Genomic DNA, 17,445 nt, shown 5'->3' with positions numbered 1-17,445 from the left:
ACGCGCGTCATCACGACGGGTGCGGTTTCGGATAGCTTAGGGTTTTCCCGAAGATTTATCAAGTTTCGCACGCGACAAGACACGACCCCCCCTGTTTTAAAACGCCTTTCAGATACAGGGAAACCCCTGATCAGTCGGCCTGACGACGCAGGAACGCGGGGATGTCGAGATAGTCCAGGTCGCTCTCCCCGACCGACTCCGAGGCCGCCTGGGCACCCGCCTTGCGCGCAACCGCCGGACGGCGATCGAGCTCGCGATAGTCGGGCGCACCCTCACCGCCGTCACCGCTGACCAGACGCATCGCCGGCTCCTGCAGCCCGGGGCGGCGGGCCTTGGCGCGATTGCCGCCGAGTCCGGTAGCGACCACGGTCACCCGCAGCTCGTCCTCGAGCTCGGGGTCGACCACGGTCCCGACCACCACGGTGGCGTCATCGTCGGCGAACTCGCGCACCGTGCTGCCGACCTCGTCGAACTCGCCGATGGTGAGGCTCATCCCGGCGGTGATGTTGACCAGGATGCCGCGAGCGCCGGCGAGATCGATGTCCTCCAGCAGCGGGCTGCGGATCGCCGCCTCGGCCGCCTCGCGGGCGCGGTTCTCGCCCTGGGCCGCGCCGGTGCCCATCATCGCCACGCCCATCTCCGACATCACCGTCTTGACGTCGGCGAAGTCGACGTTGATCAGCCCCGGACGGGTGATCAGCTCGGCGATGCCCTGGGTGGCGTTGAACAGCACGTCGTTGGCTGCACGGAAGGCATCGAGCAGGCTCATCTCCTTACCGAGCACCGCCAGCAGCTTCTCGTTGGGGATGGTGATCAGCGAATCGACATTGGTCGCCAGCTCGGCGATGCCCGCCTCGGCCACGCGACTGCGCTTGCCGCCCTCGAAGGGGAAGGGCTTGGTGACCACGGCGACGGTGAGGATGCCCAGCTCCTTGGCCACCTGGGCGACCACCGGCGCGGCGCCGGTACCGGTACCGCCGCCCATGCCGGCGGTGATGAAGACCATGTCGGCGCCCTCGAGCGCGTCCTGGATGCGATCACGGTCCTCCATCGCGGCGTTGCGCCCGACCTCGGGGTCGGCGCCCGCACCCAGCCCCTTGGTGATGCCCGCGCCGAGCTGCAGGATGGTCTTGACGTTGGAATTCTTCAGCGCCTGGGCGTCGGTGTTGGCGCAGATGAAGTCGACCCCCTCGATGGTCGAGGCGACCATGTGGTTGACCGCGTTGCCGCCGCCACCGCCGACGCCGATGACCTTGATGACCGCGTTCTGGCTATGGGTGTCCATCAGTTCGAACATGTGAAATCTCCTCTCTTGTTGCAGTGCGCAAAAACCTGAAACCTCGTCGGTGTCGCGCTCCAGGCGACACCGCCCCCCGACATCCCCGGCGTCCTCCGGACACCGGGCCCTGAGACCGCAGGCCGCGGTCCATCCCGACTACGGTGCCGCTCGCGACACCGCCCTGCCGACACCACCGCCCCGGAGCGACCGAAGCGGCGGCATCGTCCCTCTAGAACGTGCCCTGGAACCAGCCGCGCATGCGCGACCACATCCCCTGCAACCCCGGCCCCTCGGCCATCTCGGGGGCACGGGCGAAGCGGTGCTGGCGCGCATACATCAGCAGCCCCACCCCGGTCGCATAGGCCGGGTTGTCGACCACCTCGGGCATGCCGACGACGTGCTGCGGCACACCGAGACGCACCGGCATGTCGAACACCGACTCGGCCAGCTCGACCAGTCCCTCCATCTTGGCCCCGCCGCCGGTGAGCACCACACCGCCGGCGACCACCTCTTCCAGCCCGCTGCGCCGCAGCTCGTTCTTCAGCAGGGTCAGCAGCTCCTCGTAACGCGGCTCGGCGACCTCGGCGAGCATCTGCCGCGAGAGCCGGCGCGGCGGCCGATCGCCGATGCTCGGCACCTCGATCGCCTCGCTGTCGGTGGCGAGCTGGGCAAGCGCGCAGGCATGCTCGACCTTGATCTGCTCGGCGTACTGGGTGGGCGTGCGCAGCGCCACGGCGATGTCGTTGGTGACCTGGTCGCCGGCGATCGGGATCACCGAGGTGTGACGGATGGCGCCATTGGTGAACACCGCCATATCGGTCGTGCCGGCACCGATGTCGACCAGACAGACGCCGAGCTCCTTCTCGTCCTCGCCGAGCACCGAGTAGCTCGAGCTCAGCTGCGAGAGCACCAGATCGTCGACATCGAGTCCGCAGCGGCGGATGCATCGGGTGAGATTCTGCGCCGCGCTCGCCGCGCCGGTGACGATATGCACCTTGGCCTCGAGCCGCACCCCGCACATGCCGATCGGCTCGCGCACCCCGCCCTGCTCGTCGATGATGAACTCCTGCGGCAGGATGTGCAGGGTCTTCTGATCGGCCGGGATCGCCACCGCGCGCGCCGAGTCGATCACCTGATCGACATCGGCCTGGGTGACCTCGCCCTCGTTGACCTTGGCGACACCGTCGGAGTTGAAGCTGCGCACATGGCTGCCGGCGATCCCGGCGTGCACCGAGTGGATCTCGCAGCCGGCCATCAGCTCGGCCTCCTCCACCGCACGCTGGATCGACTGCACCGTCGACTCGATATCGACCACCACCCCGCGCTTGAGTCCGCGCGAGGGATGGGCGCCGATACCGATGATCTCGATCTGGTCATCATCCTTGAGCTCGCCGATCAGGGCGGCGACCTTGGAGGTCCCGATGTCCAGGCCCACCAAAAGATTCTTGTCGTTACGTCGCGACATCCGGTTCTATCCTCGATTGTCGGGCCACTCCGGGCGACCCGAGTTCGCGCGGACCTGCGCCTGTCTCTCGTCCGCCCAGCGCACGGCGAACCCGTTGCTGTAGCGCAGATCCACGACCAACAGTTGTCCAACCGCCTCGAGCTGCGGGGCGTTGGCGATGAAACGGGCGAGCCGCTCCTCGACCTGCTCGGAACCGAGCCGCAGCTCGGTGCCCATGACCAGCTCGACGCGCCAGTCGCCGCGCGGATCGACCGCCAGGGTCTGGATCAGATGACCGACCAGCATCAGCCGGTCGCGCCAATCCTGATAGCGACTCGCCAGCTCGGCGGCACGCGCCTCCTCACCCACGAGCACCGGCAACCCCGCCGGCAGGGTCGCGGCACGCGGCCGGAACACCACCCCCTCGGCGGTCACCAGACCGTCGTCGTTCCAGCGCGCGATCGGTCGATGCTCCTCGACCAGCACCAGCAACCGATCGGGCCACACCCGACGCAGACTGGCGTGACCGACCCAGGCCAGCGACTCGGCCGCGCGCTTGAGCTCGACCAGGTTGGCGGTCAGGATGCCGCCGTCGAGCCGCTCGGTCAGGGTCTGGCTGAGCAGCGCCGAGGAGTGATGGTGCAGCTCGCCCTCGACCTCGACCACCCGCACCGGCAGCAGAAAGGGCTCCCAGCGCAGGAACAGCCAGCCGCCGACCGGCATCGCCAGCAGCAACAACACCCCGAGCAGCGTGCGCCAGCGCGAGCGCCCCAGCCGCTGCGACAGCGGACGCTTCCTGGTAGCCCCGCGACGGCGTCGTTCAGCCACGGTCGAAACTCGTCTCCAGGATGCGCCACACCAGCCGATCGAAGTCCATCCCCGCCGCCCGCGCCGCCATCGGCACCAGGCTGTGATCGGTCATCCCCGGCACCGTATTGATCTCCAGCAGGAAGGGGTCTCCTGCGGCGTCGAGCATCAGGTCGACCCGCCCCCAACCGCTCGCCCCGGCCTGTTCGAAGGCGTCGAGCGCGAGCGACTGCAGCGCGTGCTCGCGCGCCGGCTCCAGTCCGCAGGGGCAGAAATAGCGGGTGGTGTCGGCGCTGTACTTGGCCTCGTAGTCGTAGAAGACGTTGGGCGTCTCCAGCCGGATCAGCGGCAGCGCCTCCTCGCCGAGGATGGCACAGGTGTACTCCGCCCCGGCGATCCAGCGCTCGGCGAGCACCAGGGCGTCGAAGGCACTCGCCGCACGCCAGGCGGCGGCGAGCCCGGCGACGTCCTCGACCTTGGCCATGCCGATGCTCGAACCCTCGTGCACCGGCTTGACCATCAACGGGAAACCGAGCGCCGCGGCCGCCGGCAGGTCGTCCTCGTCGCGCAGCAGCACGGCGTCTGCGGTGGGCAGACCGCCCCCCGACCACAGCAGCTTGCAGCGATGCTTGTCCATGCCCAGCGCCGAACCGAGCACCCCGGAGCCGGTGTAGGGCATGCCGATGCGCTCGAGCGCGCCCTGGATCTGGCCGTCCTCGCCGCCACGTCCGTGGAGCACCACGAAGGCGCGCGCGAAGCCCCCGACCCGCAAGCGCTCGAGCACGTCGGCGCCGGGGTCGAGCGGCTCGGCGTCGACGCCCTGACGGCGCAGCGCCTCGAGCACCGCACGCCCGCTCCTCAGCGAGATCTCGCGCTCGGCCGCCTCGCCACCGAGCAACACCGCGACCCGGCCGAACTCGGCCGCGTCCTGAACCCGATGCCTGGTCATGACTCCCCCCCGACGACCCGCCGCACCTCGGGCATCAGCCGGACCCCGCTGGCGCGTTCGACCGTGGTCTGCACCAGCGCGATCAGCTCGGCGATGTCCCGGGCGGTGGCATCGCCCGTGTTGATGATGAAGTTGGCGTGACGCTCCGAGACCTGGGCCCCGCCGAGTCGTCGCCCCTTGAGCCCGTTGGCCTCGATCAGTCGCGCGGCATGGTCCCCCGGCGGATTGCGGAACACCGAGCCGCAGCTCGGCTGACCGATCGGCTGGGTGGCGGCGCGACGATCGAGCAGGGCGCGAATCCGCGCCATCGCCGCGGCGCCGTCGCCGGGTTCGAGCGCCAGATCGGCGCCGACGAACCACTCGCCCGCCGGCCCGCGCACCTCGCGATAGCCCGGGGTGAAGTCGCTCGCCGGGCGCTCGCGGACCCGCCCCCGGCGATCGATGGTGCGCACGCGCGCCACCCACGGCCAGGTCTCGCCGCCCCAGGCCCCGGCGTTCATCGTCAGGGCGCCGCCGAGGGTGCCGGGGATACCGGCGAGGAACTCGATCCCGACCAGGTCGGCGCGCGCGGCAACGCGGGCGAGCTTGGCGCAGGCGACCCCGGCGCCGACCCGCAGGCCGTGCTCGCCGTGACGCTCGAGCCCGTCGAGACAGCCCAGGGTGTGGATCACGGTGCCGGGGAACCCGGCATCGTCGATCAACACGTTGCTCCCCAGCCCCAGCCACAGCAGCGGCTCGTCGGGGTCGAGCGCGGCGAGGAAGACGGCGAGGTCGTCGAGATCGGCGGGACGGTAGAGCCTTCGCGCCGGACCGCCGACCCGCCAGCTGGTGTAGCGGGCCAGCGGCTCGTGTTCGAGCAGGGTGCCGCGCCAGGGTGTCGTCGTCTCGCTCATCGGCCCTGCTCCAGCAGCTGCGGCAGTCGCGCGGCCAGCCGACCGATGTCGCCGGCCCCGGCCACCAGCACGATATCGCCGTCCTCGAGCAGGTTGGGCAGCAGCTCGGGCACGGCCTCGGGGCCCTCGACGAACACCGGATCGCACTCGCCCCGGGTACGGATGGCGCGGCTCAGTGCACGCCCGTCGGCACCGGGGATCGGCTGCTCGCCGGCCGGATAGACCTCGCAGAGCACCAGGGCATCGACCCCCGAGAGCACCGCAACGAAATCATCGAACTGCTCCTGGGTCCGTGAATAGCGATGCGGCTGGAACACCAGCACCAGCCGCCGCCCCGGCCAGCCCGCACGCGCCGCCTCCAGGGTCGCGGCGAGTTCGCGCGGGTGATGGCCATAGTCGTCGACCACCAGCAGGTCGCGCCCCCAGGCGTCGCGCAGCTCGTGGGAGACGAAGCGCCGCCCCACCCCCTCGAAGCGTGACAGCGCGCGCGCGATCGCCGGCTCCTCGACGCCGAGCTCGAGCGCCACGGTGATCGCCGCCAGGGCGTTGAGCACATTGTGTCTGCCCGGCAGGTTGAGGGTCAGCTCGAGCGGTCCGTCGAGCGCGTCGCTCTCGACGCGGAAACTGGTGCGCATGCCGCACTGGCGCAGCGCGCTGGCGCGCACATCGGCCTCGGGGTGGGTGCCATAGGTCCGCACCGGCCGGGGGATGGTCGAGACCAGCTCGCGTACCACCGGGTCGTCGATACAGAGCACCGCCAACCCGTAGAAGGGCAGGTGATGGAGGAACTCGACGAAGGTGCTGCGCAGCCGCGAGAAGTCGTTACCGTAGGTGTGCATGTGATCGGCGTCGATATTGGTGACGATCGACACCATCGGCTGCAGATACAGGAAGGATGCGTCACTCTCGTCGGCCTCGGCCACCAGATACTTGGTGGTGCCGAGCTTGGCGTTGGCCCCGGCGCTGTTGAGCCGCCCGCCGATGACGAAGGTCGGGTCGAGCCCGCCCTCGGCGAGGATGCTCGCCACCAGACTGGTGGTGGTGGTCTTGCCGTGGGTCCCGGCCACCGCCACGCCGTAGTAGAAGCGCATCAGCTCGGCGAGCATCTCGGCACGGCGCACGATCGGGATGCGCGCGGCACGGGCGGCGCGGATCTCGGGGTTGTCCTCATCGATCGCCGTCGAGACCACCACCGCGTCGACGTCGACGACCTGCTCGGCGCGATGGCCGACATGGATCTCGACGCCGAGCCCGGCGAGCCGGCGGGTGACCTCGCTCTCGCGCAGGTCCGAGCCGCTGACCTCGTAGCCGAGGTTGGCCATCAGCTCGGCGATCCCGCTCATCCCCGCCCCACCGATACCGATGAAGTGCAGACGCCGGACCCGCCCCATGTTAGCGGCGGTATGTTGCAGATGTGCGTTCATCGACCGATCTCCTCGAGACACCGGGCGGCGATCCGCGCCGCCGCCTCCGGTCGGGCGCGCCCGCGCGCGGCCTCGGCCATCGCCAGCAGCGCGGCGCGATCACCGAGCAGCTCGGCGAGCAGCTCGCCGAGGCGTTCAGCGGTGAGCTCGGTCTGCGGCAGCAGCCGCGCCGCGCCGGCCTCGACCAGATAACCGGCATTGGCCCGCTGGTGGTCGTCGACGGCGTGCGGATAGGGCACCAGCACCGCGCCCACGCCGGCGGCGGCGAGCTCCGAGACGGTCAGCGCGCCGGCGCGACAGACCACCAGGTCGGCCCAGGCATAGGCCGCGGCCATGTCGTCGATGAAGGGCACCACCTCGGCCTCGACACCGGCCTCGCGATAGGCCGCGCGCGCCTCCTCCAGGGTGCGCGTGCCGGCCTGATGGCGGACCAGCGGACGCATCTCGGGGGCGAGCCGGGCGAGCGCCGGGGCCAGCGTGCGATTGAGCGCGAGCGCCCCGAGCGAACCGCCGAGCACCAGCAGCCGCGCCGCGCCGTCACGCTCGCGCCAGCGCGCGGCCGGGGTCGGCAGCGCGGCGATCTCGGCGCGCACCGGATTGCCACTGACCTCGGCGCGACCGGGGGCGAAGCTCCCCGGGAAGCCCTCGAAGACCCGGCGCGCGATCCGCGACAACCACTGGTTGGTCAGCCCCGGCACCCGGTTCTGCTCCTGTACCACCAACGGGATGCCGAGCACGCGCGCCATCACCCCGCCGGGACCCGAGACGAAGCCGCCCATGCCGAGCACCAGCGCCGGGCGCCGCCGGCGCAGGATGCGTGCGGCCTGCCACGAGGCGCGCGCCAGCCGCCAGGGGGCGAGCACGCGGGAGCGCCAGCCCTTGCCACGCACCCCCTCGATGCCGAGCCACTCGATCTCGAAGCCGTGCTCGGGCACCAGCCGCGACTCCATGCCGCGCCGGGTACCGATCCAGAACACCCGCGCGCCCTCGGCGCGCAGCCGCTCGGCCACCGCCAGCGCGGGAAACACGTGCCCACCGGTACCGCCGGCCATGACGCCTATGCACGGACCCATTTCAACCCCCGTCTTGGTCCCGCCTCGGACTGCGTCTGACGCACCGTGGCATCGATGCGCAGCAGCAGCCCCACCGCCATACAGGCGACGATCAGGCTGTTGCTGCCGTAACTGAGAAACGGCAGGGTCAGCCCCTTGGTCGGGAGCAGCCCCACATTGACCCCGATGTTGACGAATGCCTGCATCCCGATCCACAACCCGATGCCCTGCGCGGCATGAGCGGCAAAGGCCTTGCCCAGCGCCTGGGCGCGGGCGCCGATGGCGAAGGCGCGCCAGGTGACGAAGGCAAAGGCGGCCACCAGCAGCAGGGTGCCGAGCAGACCGAACTCCTCGCCGATCACCGAGGCGAGGAAGTCGGTGTGCGCCTCGGGCAGGAAGAACTGCTTCTGGATGCCGTTGCCGAGGCCGACCCCCAGCCACTCGCCGCGACCGAAGGCGATCAACGCCTGGCTGAGCTGGTAGCCGCTGTTGAAGGGGTCATCGAAAGGATCGAGGAAGGAGGTGACGCGCTGCATCCGATAGGGGGAGACGAGCACCAGGGTGATCAGCCCGGCACCGACCACCGCGATCAGCAGCACGAAGGGCAGCACGCTCACCCCGCCGAGGAAGAGCATCCCCATCACCGTGGCGAGCATCACCGCGGTGGTGCCGAAGTCGGGCTGCATCAGGATCATCGCGCCGGCCACCCCGACCAGGATCATCGGATGGATGAAGCCCGAGATCCGGTTGGCCACGGCATCGGCGTGACGCACCAGATAGCCGGCGACATAGACCACCGCGAACAGTTTCATGAACTCGGAGGGCTGGAGATTGAAGGGACCGAGCGGGATCCAGCGCGTCGCACCATTGACCGAGTAGCCGATCCCCGGCAACAGGACCAACATCAGCGAGGCCATGCCGAACAGGAACAGCCAGACCCCGTAGCGCTCCCACCACAGCAGCGGCAGGCGATAGGCGGCGACCCCGCCGATCAGCCCGAGCACGAGCGCGATGGTGTGACGGATCACGTAATAGAAGGGCGTGCCGCAGCAGCTCTCGGCGATCGACATCGACGCCGAGGCGACCATCACCAGACCGAAGCCGAGCAGCGCGAGCACGCAGATCAGCAACGCGTGGTCGAATGCGGGCAGCCGCTCGCGGCGACGACGCGGGTTGCGCACTGGACGGGCGGCGACGCTCATTGCGACAACCCCCGCACCGCCGCGGCGAAGACCCGGCCACGATGGGCATAGCCCTCGAACATGTCGAAGCTCGCACAGGCCGGCGAGAGCAGCACCCGATCCCCCGGCTGCGCCAGCTCGGCGGCCAGTCGCACCGCCTCGGCCATGTCGGCGGCATGGCACACCGGCACCACGCCGGCGAGCACCGTCTCGATCAGCGGCGCGTCGCGCCCGAGCAGCACCGCCGCGCGCGCGGCGCGCGCCACCGCCGGGCGCAGCGGCGTGAAGTCCGCACCCTTGCCGTCGCCGCCGGCAATCAGCACCACCCGAGCGGGGTCACCCGCGCCGACCAGCCCGTCGAGCGCGGCCACGGTGGCGCCCGGGTTGGTGCCCTTGGAATCGTCGTACCAGCGCACCCCGTCACGCTCGCGCACCAGTTCGCAGCGGTGCGCCAGCCCGGGGAAGTTGGTCAGCGCCTTGCAGCAGGCCTCGCGCGGCAGCCCGCAGGCCTCGGCGAGCGCCAGCGCGGCGAGCGCGTTGGCGAGGTTGTGGCGTCCGGCCAGGGCGAGGCGCGCGCACTCGAGCAGTGGCGTGTCGCCGCGACAGATCCAGTCCTCGCCGCGATGACGGCGTACCCCGTAGTCGTCCGCACCGGGCTCGCCGAGGGTGAAGCCGATCAGCGCGCGCGCCGGCTCGGCGGCGACCATCGCCATCACCTCGGGGTCGTCGCGGTTGACCACCGCCACCCGCGCGCCGCGGTAGATCCGCGCCTTGGCCGCGGCATAGCCGGCGAGATCCGGGTAGCGGTCCATGTGATCGGGCGAGAGGTTGAGCACCACCGCGACCTCGGCGCCAAGGCTGTGGGTGGTCTCGAGCTGGAAGCTCGAGAGTTCGAGCACATAGAGCTCGGCGCGCGCATCGAGCAGCTCCAGCGCCGGCTCGCCGAGGTTGCCGCCAGCCGCCGCGCGCCGCCCGGCCAGCCGCGCCATCAGCCCGACCAGCGAGGTCACCGTGCTCTTGCCGTTGGAGCCGGTGATGGCGCAGATCGGCGCGCGCGCGGCGCGGGCGAACAGTTCGATGTCGCCGACCACCTCGACCCCGCGGGCGATCGCCGCGGCGATCAGCGGCTCGGCGAGCGCCACCCCTGGGCTGACCACCAGCTGCTCGGCGGCCTCGAACACCTCGCGCTCGAAACCGCCGACGAACACCGCCAGCTCCGGCAGCGACTCGCGCAGCGCATCGAGCCCGGGGGGCTGGGCGCGCGAGTCGGTCACCGCCGTCGGCACGCCCTGGGCATGCAGGTAGCGCGCGCAGGACAGCCCGGTCTTGCCGAGGCCGACGACCAGGGTCTTGGGGGCTGGGGGCTGGGTGAGTCGCTCAGTCATGTCAACGGATCTTCAGGCTCGCCAGTCCGATCAGCACCAGCACCACGGTGACGATCCAGAAGCGCACGATCACCCGCGGCTCGGGCCAGCCCTGCAGCTCGAAGTGATGGTGCAGCGGCGCCATGCGGAAGATGCGCTTGCCGGTGAGCTTGAACGACATCACCTGGAGCATCACCGAGATGGTCTCGACCACGAACACCCCGCCCATCACGAACAGCACCAGCTCCTGACGCACCGCCACCGCCACGGTGCCGAGCGCGGCGCCGAGCGCGAGCGCGCCGACATCCCCCATGAACACCTGGGCCGGATAGGCGTTGAACCAGAGAAAACCGAGCCCGGCGCCGACCAGCGCGGCGCAGAAGATCACCAGCTCGCCGACGTCGGCGACATAGGGGATCAGCAGATAGTCGGCGATCTCGGCATGACCACTGGCGTAGACGAAGAGACCCAGCGCCCCGGCCACCAGCACCGTCGGCATGATCGCCAGCCCGTCGAGCCCGTCGGTGAGGTTGACCGCGTTGCTCGAGCCGACGATGACGAAATAGGTCAGCAGGATGAACCAGGGACCGAGCTGGATCGAGACGTTCTTGAGATAGGGGATCAGCAACGCGGTCTCGGCCGGGGTGGCGGCGCTGACATAGAGGGCGACGGCGGCGATGAAGCCGAACACCGTCTGCCACAGATACTTCCAGCGCGCCGGCAGCCCGCGCGGGTCGCGCTGCACCAGCTTCTTGTAGTCGTCGACCAGGCCGATGGCGCCGAAGGCCAGGGTGGTGAGCAGCACGATCCAGACGTAGTGGTTGCCGAGATCGGCCCACAGCAGGGTGCTGATGGCCACCGCCACCAGGATCAGCGCGCCGCCCATGGTCGGGGTGCCGGACTTCGACAGATGGCTCTGCGGGCCGTCGTCGCGCACCGTCTGGCCGATCTTGTAGGCGCGCAGCCGACGGATCATCGGCCGCCCCACCAGCAAGGCGATCGCCAGCGCGGTCAACACCCCGAGGATGGCGCGCAGGGTGAGATAGCGGAATACGCTGAACCCGCTATCGAGCCCGGCGAGCCAGTCAGTCAGATACAGCAGCAAACTCGTCTCCTCCAGCGGCGCAGAGCGCCTCTACGATGCATTCCATTCGCGCGGTGCGCGAACCCTTGATCAAGACCCGGTCATCCTCCCCCAACTCGGCGCGCAACGCGGCGATCAGCGCCGCCTGATCGGCGAAGTGCTCGCCCCCGGCGCCGAAGCTGTCGACCGCCGCGGCGCTCAGCGGGCCCACCGCGGCGAGGCGCTCGATGCCGGCGGCGCGCGCCTGCTCGCCGATCTCGCGGTGCAGCGACTCGGCCTCGGGACCGAGCTCGCCGAGATCCCCGAGCACCAGCCAGCGCCGTCCGGCAAAGGCCCTCAGCACCGCGATCGCCGCGGCAATCGAGTCGGGGTTGGCGTTGTAGGTGTCGTCGATCAGATGCAACCGCCCCGCCCCGCACAGCCGCGGGCAGAGTCGGCCGGGGACCGGGCGCAGCGCGGCCAGCCCGTCGCGGATCGCCTCGCCCTCGACCCCGAGGGCGAGCGCCACGGCGATCGCCGCCAGGGCATTGCGCACGTTGTGCTCGCCGGCGAGCGGCAGCGCGAGTGCATGCCTCTCGCCACCGTAGTGCGCGACGAAGCGGGTGCGGAATCCCCGCGCGTCCCATTCGGCGGTGATCTCGGGACGCTCGGCGCGAAGCGCCGGGCGCACCGTCGCCGCGGTACGCGGTCCGTCGTCGATGGCGAAGGTCGAGACCCGCTGGGCAAACGCCAGCTCACGCCACAACCCGGTGTAGGGCGAATCCTCGGGCACCACCAGGATGCCGTGCGGGAGCAGCCCGCGGGCGATCTCGCCCTTGGCGCGGGCGACCCCCTCGAGCGAGCCGAAACCCTCGAGATGGGCGCGACCGGCATTGGTGATCAGCGCCACGTCGGGGCGAGCGAGATCGGTCATGTAACCGATCTCGCCGGGGTGATTGGCGCCCATCTCGAGCACCAGGAAATCCTCGTCGCGCGCCCCGAGCAGGGTCAGCGGCATGCCGATGTCGTTGTTGAGGTTGCCGCGGGTGGCGTGCACCCGCCCGGCCTGGCCGAGGATCGCCGCGACCATCTCCTTGGCGGTGGTCTTGCCGTTGCTGCCGGTGATCGCCACCACCCGGGCGCGCAACCGCGCCCGCCAGGCATGCGCCAGCCGGCCCAGCCCGAGGCGGGTGTCGTCGACCACCCACTGCGGCAGATCGACCGCCACCGGATGATCGACCAGCGCCGCCACCGCGCCGGCGCGACGCGCCGCCTCGACGTGTTCATGACCGTCGAAGCGCGGCCCGCGCAGGGCCACGAACAGCTGGCCGCTGCAGTCGACCCGGCTATCGGTCCCAACCCCGTCGAAACGGCAGTCAGCGCCCTGGAGTCGGCCCCCGGCCTTGGCCACAGCCTCGCCTAGCGTCCACATCAGTGATGTCCCTCCCGCCACTCGCGCAACGCCTCGACGGCCTGTGCGCGATCGCTGAATCGTCTCTTCAAGTCACCCATGTCCTGATAGGTCTCGTGTCCCTTGCCCGCGACCAGCACCGCGTCGCCGCGACCGGCGAGCGCGATCGCCAGCCGGATCGCCAACCCTCGCTGGTGCTCGACGCGCACCCGCTCGCGCTCGCCAACGCCCTCGAGGATGTCGGCGACGATGGCCTCGGGCGACTCGGTGCGCGGATTGTCGTCGGTGAGGATCAGGCCGTCGCTGAGACTCTCGGCGATCGACCCCATCAGCGGGCGCTTGCCGCGATCGCGATCGCCGCCGCAACCGAACACCGTGATCAGCCGACCACTGATGTGTTCGCGGACGTTGACCAACGCCTTCTCGAGCGCGTCCGGGGTATGGGCGTAGTCGACCACCACCAGCGGCGCATCCCCGCCGCCGAAGCACTCCATCCGCCCCGGCACCCCGCGGATGCGCGCCAGCTCGCGCACCGCGCGCTCCAGCGGCAGCCCGCGCGAGCACATCACCGCCAGCACCGCAAGGAGGTTGGCGGCGTTGAAGCGACCGATCAGCCCGACCTCGAGCTCGGCGCGCTCGGTGCGTCGGGTGGTGCGCGACTCGACATGCAGATAGAGGCTGTGCGGACGCGGCTCGATGGCCAGGGCGCGCAACCGCAGCGCACAGCGCGACGGGGTCGGACCCTCGGGGTCGGTGCCGTAACCGGCGACCTGGACCTGCGGGGCCAGGGTCTCGAGCAGACGTGCGCTGAACGGATCGTCGAGATTGAGCACCGCCCACTGCAGTCCCGGGCTGAGGAAGAGCCGGCGCTTGGCCTCGCCATAGGCGGTCATGTCGCCGTGATAGTCGAGATGGTCGCGACTGAGGTTGGTGAAGACGGCATGGCTGAAACGCGCGGCGCTGGTGCGCCCCTGAGCGAGCGCGTGCGAGGAGACCTCCATCGCCACCGCACGCGCGCCCTGGGCGCGCAGCGACTCGAGCAGCGCCTGCAGCGAGATCGCATCCGGGGTGGTGTGGGTCGGCGAGCGCAGCGCCCCCGGGAAGCCGTTGCCGAGGGTGCCGATCACCGCACAGTCGAGCTCCGGAGCGAGCGCCTGGGCGAGGAAGTGGCTGACGCTGGTCTTGCCGTTGGTGCCGGTGACGCCGAACAGTTCGAGACGCTCGCTGGGCGCACCGTAGAAACGCGCGGCCAGCGCGCTGGCGCGCGCCGCGAGCCCCTCGACCGGGATCACCGGCAAGCCGAGACAGGCGCCGAGATCGAGGATGGCATCGACCGGCCAGTCGGCCGAGACCTCGGCGAGGATCGCCGTCGCACCACGATGCTTGGCCTCCTGGGCGAAGGCCAGCCCGTGCAGGCTGCCACCCTGGCAGGCGAGGAAGAGCCCGCCCTGCGACAGCAACCGGCTGTCGAGGGCGATCGAGCACACCGGGCGATCGGCGGCATCACCGGCCTCGGCAAAGCCGTCGATGAGATCACCCAGGCGCCAGGCGCAGGCCGTCGAGGAGAGCGCGATCACAGCCCCAGCCCTCCTCGTCCACTCAGCAACATCGATGGAGGCGGATTATCCGGCGGCACGTTGAACAGCCGCAGCGCACCCTCCATCACCTTCTGGAACACCGGGGCGGCGACGACCCCACCGTAGTAGGACTTGCCGCCCGGTTCATCGATCATCACCACCATCACCAGTCTTGGTCGGTCCACCGGGGCGAAACCGGCGAACACCGCCTGATAGCGCCGACCCGCATAGCCGTTGGGACCGGCCTTCTTCGCCGTCCCGGTCTTGCCCGCCACGCGATAGCCGGCGATCGCCGCGCGCCGGGCGGTCCCCTTCTCGGACACCACCTGTTCCATCATCGCGCGCACCATGCGCGCGGTCTCGGCACTGAGCACCCGGGTCCCCGGCACCGCCGCCCCGGGCTCGCGTCTGAGCAGGGTGACCGGGCGCTTGATGCCGTCGGCGGCGAGTGCGGCATAGGCCTGGGCCAGCTGCAGCGTGGTCACCGACAGGCCGTAGCCGAAGGCGAGCGTGGCGTGCTCGAAGACCCGCCAGTCGGAGTAGTGGCGCAGGTTGCCGGGGCTCTCGCCGGGGAAGCCGACCCCAGTGACACGACCGAAGCCGAGATGGTCGTAGAGGTTCCAGAGGTCGGCGTACTCCATCATCTGCGCGATCTTGACCACGCCGACGTTGCTCGACTTGGCGATCACCCCGGTGACATCGAGCAGACCGTAGTCGTGGACGTCGCGCACCAGGTTGCGCCCGACCCGGAAGTAGCCCGGCTCGGTGTCGATCTCGGTGGTGGGGGTGATCAGCCCGCGCTCGAGCGCCGCGGCCACCACCAGCGGCTTGACCGTGGAGCCGGGCTCGATCACATCGGTGACACAGCGGTTGCGGCGGCGCTCGCTGCCACCGTCGCGCAACGCATTGGGGTTGTAGCCGGGCTGGTTGACCATCGCCAGCACCTCACCGGTGTCGACGTCGAGCGCCACCAGGGTGCCGCCGACGGCCTTGTGCTCGCGCACCGCCGCCAGCAACTCGCGATAGGCGAGGAACTGCAGCCGCCGATCGAGACTCAGCACCAGATCGGTACCCTGACGCGGCGGGCGCAGCTGCTCGACCTCCTGGACGATGCGCTTGCGCCCGTCGCGGATCACCCGCCGCAGCCCCGGCTCGGACTGGAGCTGGGCGTCATAGGCGAACTCGATGCCCTCCTGGCCGCGGTCCTCGATGTCGGTGAAGCCGATGACGTGCCCGAACACCTCGGCGCCCGGATAGAAACGCCGGTACTCGGTCTCGAAGTCGACACCGCCGAGACGCTCGCGTGCGATCAGCTCGCGCACCGCACGCGCCTCGTCGAAGTCGACCCGACGCTTGAGATAGATGAAACCGCGATCGGATTTGGCCAGCACCCGCTCACGCAATGCCTGCGGATCAAGGTCTAGCGACGCCGCCAGCTCGGGGAGCACGTCGAGCCGCTCGACGAGCTTGCGCGGATCGGCCCACACCGTCTCGACCGGGGTGCTGACGGCCAGCGGCTCGCCGTTGCGGTCGCTGATCATGCCGCGGCGCGCGGCGATCTCGGCCACTCGCAGATAGCGCCGCTCGCCCTCGGTCTGGAGGAAATCGGTCTCGACCACCTGACGATAGAAGACCCCGGCGCCGAGCAGCACGAAGGCCCCCACCAGTGCCATCAGCAACAGCCGACGGCGCAACCCGATGTCGGGACGACGGGGCTTGACGGGTTCGAGCGGGCGGCGGGGGCGACGGCTAGGGTTGGCCATGGCCGGTCTCCTCGAGCAACAGCACGTCGCCGGGGCGCGGCGAGAACATGCCGAGCTGCTCGCGCACGATCCGCTCGATCCGCGAATGGGTGGAGAGCGCCGCCTCCTCGAGTCGCAGCCGGTTCCACTCGACGTCGATGGCGTCGCGCTGGGCGCGCAGGTCCTGGAGCTGGGCGAAGTGCACCCGGGTCAGATACTTGGTATGGACCACGGCGATGGCCGAGACCACCACCATGAGCCCCAGCACCGCGGCGACCCAGAACTCAGCTCGCGCCATCGGCTGGGCTCCGCTCGGCCACCCGCATGATCGCGCTGCGCGCGCGCGGGTTGGACCCGGACTCGATCGCCGAGGGACGCTGCGCCTTGCCGAGCAGGCGCAGCCGCCCCGGGGCCGGGGCGCCGGTCACCGGCACGCCCTTGGGCAACACCGCGCCGCGCGACTCGCGACGCATGAAGTGCTTGACGATGCGGTCCTCCAGCGAATGGAAGCTGATCACCACCAGCCGCCCGCCGGGGGCGAGCAGCTCGCAGACCTGGTCGAGACAGCGCTCGATCTCGCCGAGCTCGTCGTTGACCTGGATGCGCAGCGCCTGAAAGGTGCGGGTGGCCGGGTGCTTGCCCGGCTCGCGCCGCCCCGGCTGGGCGCGATCGACCAGCGCGGCAAGCTCGGCGGTGGTGCGCAGCGGGGCCTCGGCGCGACGCTCGCAGATCGCACGCGCGATCCGCTTGGCGAAGCGTTCCTCGCCGAACTCGCGCAATACGCGCGCGATCTCCTGCTGTTCGGCACGCATCAGCCAGTCCGCGGCCGACTCGCCCCGGCTCGGGTCCATGCGCATGTCGAGCGGCCCGTCGGCGCTGAAGCTGAAGCCGCGCTCGGCGGTATCGAGCTGCGGCGAGGAGACGCCGAGATCGAGCAGGATGCCGTTGAGCGGTTCGCTCTCGCCGGCCTCGGCAAGCGCCGCACCGATCCCGCCAAAGGCGCTGTGGAGGATGCGAAAGCGTGGGTCGTCGAGCGCGCGCGCGGCGGCGATCGCCTCGGGATCGCGGTCGAGCCCGATCAGCCGACCCGTCGGAGCCAGGCGCGCGAGCACGGCGCGACTGTGCCCGCCACGCCCGAAGGTGGCGTCGACATAGCGCCCGCCCGGTTCGGTCACCAGCGCGTTGACCGCCTCCTCGAGCAGCACCGAGCGATGAATGGTCTGGGAGTCCACGGGGACAGGGCGTGCAAGGGGCATGTG

The 17,445-nt window shown here is 70.5% G+C and carries 15 protein-coding genes; all 15 read right to left on the bottom strand.

Annotated elements, in window-relative coordinates; genetic code table 11:
- Positions 1–130 precede the first annotated feature (130 nt).
- Positions 131–1,297 carry a cell division protein FtsZ gene (gene ftsZ / locus EDC29_RS03550; RefSeq protein ID WP_123140012.1) on the bottom strand — a complete coding sequence of 389 codons (1,167 nt, stop codon included), beginning with the start codon at positions 1,295–1,297 and terminating at the stop codon, positions 131–133.
- Between the two features lie 211 nt (positions 1,298–1,508).
- Positions 1,509–2,744 carry a cell division protein FtsA gene (gene ftsA / locus EDC29_RS03545; protein WP_123140013.1) on the bottom strand — a complete coding sequence of 412 codons (1,236 nt, stop codon included), beginning with the start codon at positions 2,742–2,744 and terminating at the stop codon, positions 1,509–1,511.
- 6 nt (positions 2,745–2,750) lie between these two features.
- Positions 2,751–3,551, bottom strand: a complete 801-nt coding sequence (locus EDC29_RS03540) for a cell division protein FtsQ/DivIB (protein ID WP_223806021.1) — start codon at positions 3,549–3,551, stop codon at positions 2,751–2,753.
- Entirely contained in the window at positions 3,544–4,479 is a 936-nt protein-coding gene (locus EDC29_RS03535) for a D-alanine--D-alanine ligase (protein ID WP_123140014.1), read from the bottom strand. The genes EDC29_RS03540 and EDC29_RS03535 overlap by 8 nt, the downstream gene beginning before the upstream one ends.
- Complete coding sequence (gene murB, locus EDC29_RS03530) at positions 4,476–5,372, bottom strand: UDP-N-acetylmuramate dehydrogenase (RefSeq protein ID WP_132228591.1); 897 nt, start codon at positions 5,370–5,372, stop codon at positions 4,476–4,478. Before murB ends, EDC29_RS03535 begins: the two co-directional genes overlap by 4 nt.
- Complete coding sequence (murC, locus tag EDC29_RS03525) at positions 5,369–6,796, bottom strand: UDP-N-acetylmuramate--L-alanine ligase (RefSeq protein ID WP_123140016.1); 1,428 nt, start codon at positions 6,794–6,796, stop codon at positions 5,369–5,371. Before murC ends, murB begins: the two co-directional genes overlap by 4 nt.
- Complete coding sequence (murG, locus tag EDC29_RS03520) at positions 6,793–7,869, bottom strand: undecaprenyldiphospho-muramoylpentapeptide beta-N-acetylglucosaminyltransferase (RefSeq protein ID WP_132228589.1); 1,077 nt, start codon at positions 7,867–7,869, stop codon at positions 6,793–6,795. The genes murC and murG overlap by 4 nt, the downstream gene beginning before the upstream one ends.
- On the bottom strand, positions 7,854–9,050 hold the full coding sequence (gene ftsW / locus EDC29_RS03515) for a putative lipid II flippase FtsW (RefSeq protein WP_123140018.1): 1,197 nt from the start codon (positions 9,048–9,050) through the stop codon (positions 7,854–7,856). Before ftsW ends, murG begins: the two co-directional genes overlap by 16 nt.
- The gene (gene murD, locus EDC29_RS03510; RefSeq protein WP_123140019.1) at positions 9,047–10,414 is read right to left on the bottom strand and encodes a UDP-N-acetylmuramoyl-L-alanine--D-glutamate ligase; all 1,368 of its coding nucleotides are present in this window, start codon (positions 10,412–10,414) and stop codon (positions 9,047–9,049) included. Before murD ends, ftsW begins: the two co-directional genes overlap by 4 nt.
- Position 10,415: 1 nt before the next feature.
- Positions 10,416–11,498 carry a phospho-N-acetylmuramoyl-pentapeptide-transferase gene (gene mraY, locus EDC29_RS03505; RefSeq protein WP_123140020.1) on the bottom strand — a complete coding sequence of 361 codons (1,083 nt, stop codon included), beginning with the start codon at positions 11,496–11,498 and terminating at the stop codon, positions 10,416–10,418.
- The gene (locus tag EDC29_RS03500) at positions 11,479–12,888 is read right to left on the bottom strand and encodes a UDP-N-acetylmuramoyl-tripeptide--D-alanyl-D-alanine ligase (protein WP_132228587.1); all 1,410 of its coding nucleotides are present in this window, start codon (positions 12,886–12,888) and stop codon (positions 11,479–11,481) included. Before EDC29_RS03500 ends, mraY begins: the two co-directional genes overlap by 20 nt.
- Positions 12,888–14,444, bottom strand: a complete 1,557-nt coding sequence (locus EDC29_RS03495) for a UDP-N-acetylmuramoyl-L-alanyl-D-glutamate--2,6-diaminopimelate ligase (protein ID WP_190287898.1) — start codon at positions 14,442–14,444, stop codon at positions 12,888–12,890. The genes EDC29_RS03500 and EDC29_RS03495 overlap by 1 nt, the downstream gene beginning before the upstream one ends.
- On the bottom strand, positions 14,441–16,207 hold the full coding sequence (locus EDC29_RS03490; RefSeq protein WP_123140022.1) for a peptidoglycan D,D-transpeptidase FtsI family protein: 1,767 nt from the start codon (positions 16,205–16,207) through the stop codon (positions 14,441–14,443). Before EDC29_RS03490 ends, EDC29_RS03495 begins: the two co-directional genes overlap by 4 nt.
- Positions 16,194–16,484: a cell division protein FtsL gene (ftsL, locus tag EDC29_RS03485; RefSeq protein ID WP_123140023.1), complete on the bottom strand. Its 291-nt coding sequence runs from the start codon at positions 16,482–16,484 to the stop codon at positions 16,194–16,196. The genes EDC29_RS03490 and ftsL overlap by 14 nt, the downstream gene beginning before the upstream one ends.
- Positions 16,471–17,442 carry a 16S rRNA (cytosine(1402)-N(4))-methyltransferase RsmH gene (gene rsmH / locus EDC29_RS03480; protein ID WP_123140024.1) on the bottom strand — a complete coding sequence of 324 codons (972 nt, stop codon included), beginning with the start codon at positions 17,440–17,442 and terminating at the stop codon, positions 16,471–16,473. Before rsmH ends, ftsL begins: the two co-directional genes overlap by 14 nt.
- Positions 17,443–17,445: the final 3 nt, after the last annotated feature.

This window comes from Marichromatium gracile (assembly GCF_004343155.1).
Lineage (GTDB): Bacteria > Pseudomonadota > Gammaproteobacteria > Chromatiales > Chromatiaceae > Marichromatium > Marichromatium gracile.
This window is presented reverse-complemented; position numbering and strand designations above follow the sequence as displayed.

What these genes read in the sequence shown, in the direction of transcription:
- murG (WP_132228589.1), bottom strand. Translation starts at nt 7,869, where the DNA reads ATGGGTCCGTGCATAGGCGTCATGGCCGGCGGTACCGGTGGGCACGTG.
- EDC29_RS03535 (WP_123140014.1), bottom strand. Translation starts at nt 4,479, where the DNA reads ATGACCAGGCATCGGGTTCAGGACGCGGCCGAGTTCGGCCGGGTCGCG.
- ftsW (WP_123140018.1), bottom strand. Translation starts at nt 9,050, where the DNA reads ATGAGCGTCGCCGCCCGTCCAGTGCGCAACCCGCGTCGTCGCCGCGAG.
- EDC29_RS03500 (WP_132228587.1), bottom strand. Translation starts at nt 12,888, where the DNA reads ATGTGGACGCTAGGCGAGGCTGTGGCCAAGGCCGGGGGCCGACTCCAG.
- murB (WP_132228591.1), bottom strand. Translation starts at nt 5,372, where the DNA reads ATGAGCGAGACGACGACACCCTGGCGCGGCACCCTGCTCGAACACGAG.
- ftsL (WP_123140023.1), bottom strand. Translation starts at nt 16,484, where the DNA reads ATGGCGCGAGCTGAGTTCTGGGTCGCCGCGGTGCTGGGGCTCATGGTG.
- murD (WP_123140019.1), bottom strand. Translation starts at nt 10,414, where the DNA reads ATGACTGAGCGACTCACCCAGCCCCCAGCCCCCAAGACCCTGGTCGTC.
- ftsZ (WP_123140012.1), bottom strand. Translation starts at nt 1,297, where the DNA reads ATGTTCGAACTGATGGACACCCATAGCCAGAACGCGGTCATCAAGGTC.
- murC (WP_123140016.1), bottom strand. Translation starts at nt 6,796, where the DNA reads ATGAACGCACATCTGCAACATACCGCCGCTAACATGGGGCGGGTCCGG.
- ftsA (WP_123140013.1), bottom strand. Translation starts at nt 2,744, where the DNA reads ATGTCGCGACGTAACGACAAGAATCTTTTGGTGGGCCTGGACATCGGG.
- rsmH (WP_123140024.1), bottom strand. Translation starts at nt 17,442, where the DNA reads ATGCCCCTTGCACGCCCTGTCCCCGTGGACTCCCAGACCATTCATCGC.
- EDC29_RS03490 (WP_123140022.1), bottom strand. Translation starts at nt 16,207, where the DNA reads ATGGCCAACCCTAGCCGTCGCCCCCGCCGCCCGCTCGAACCCGTCAAG.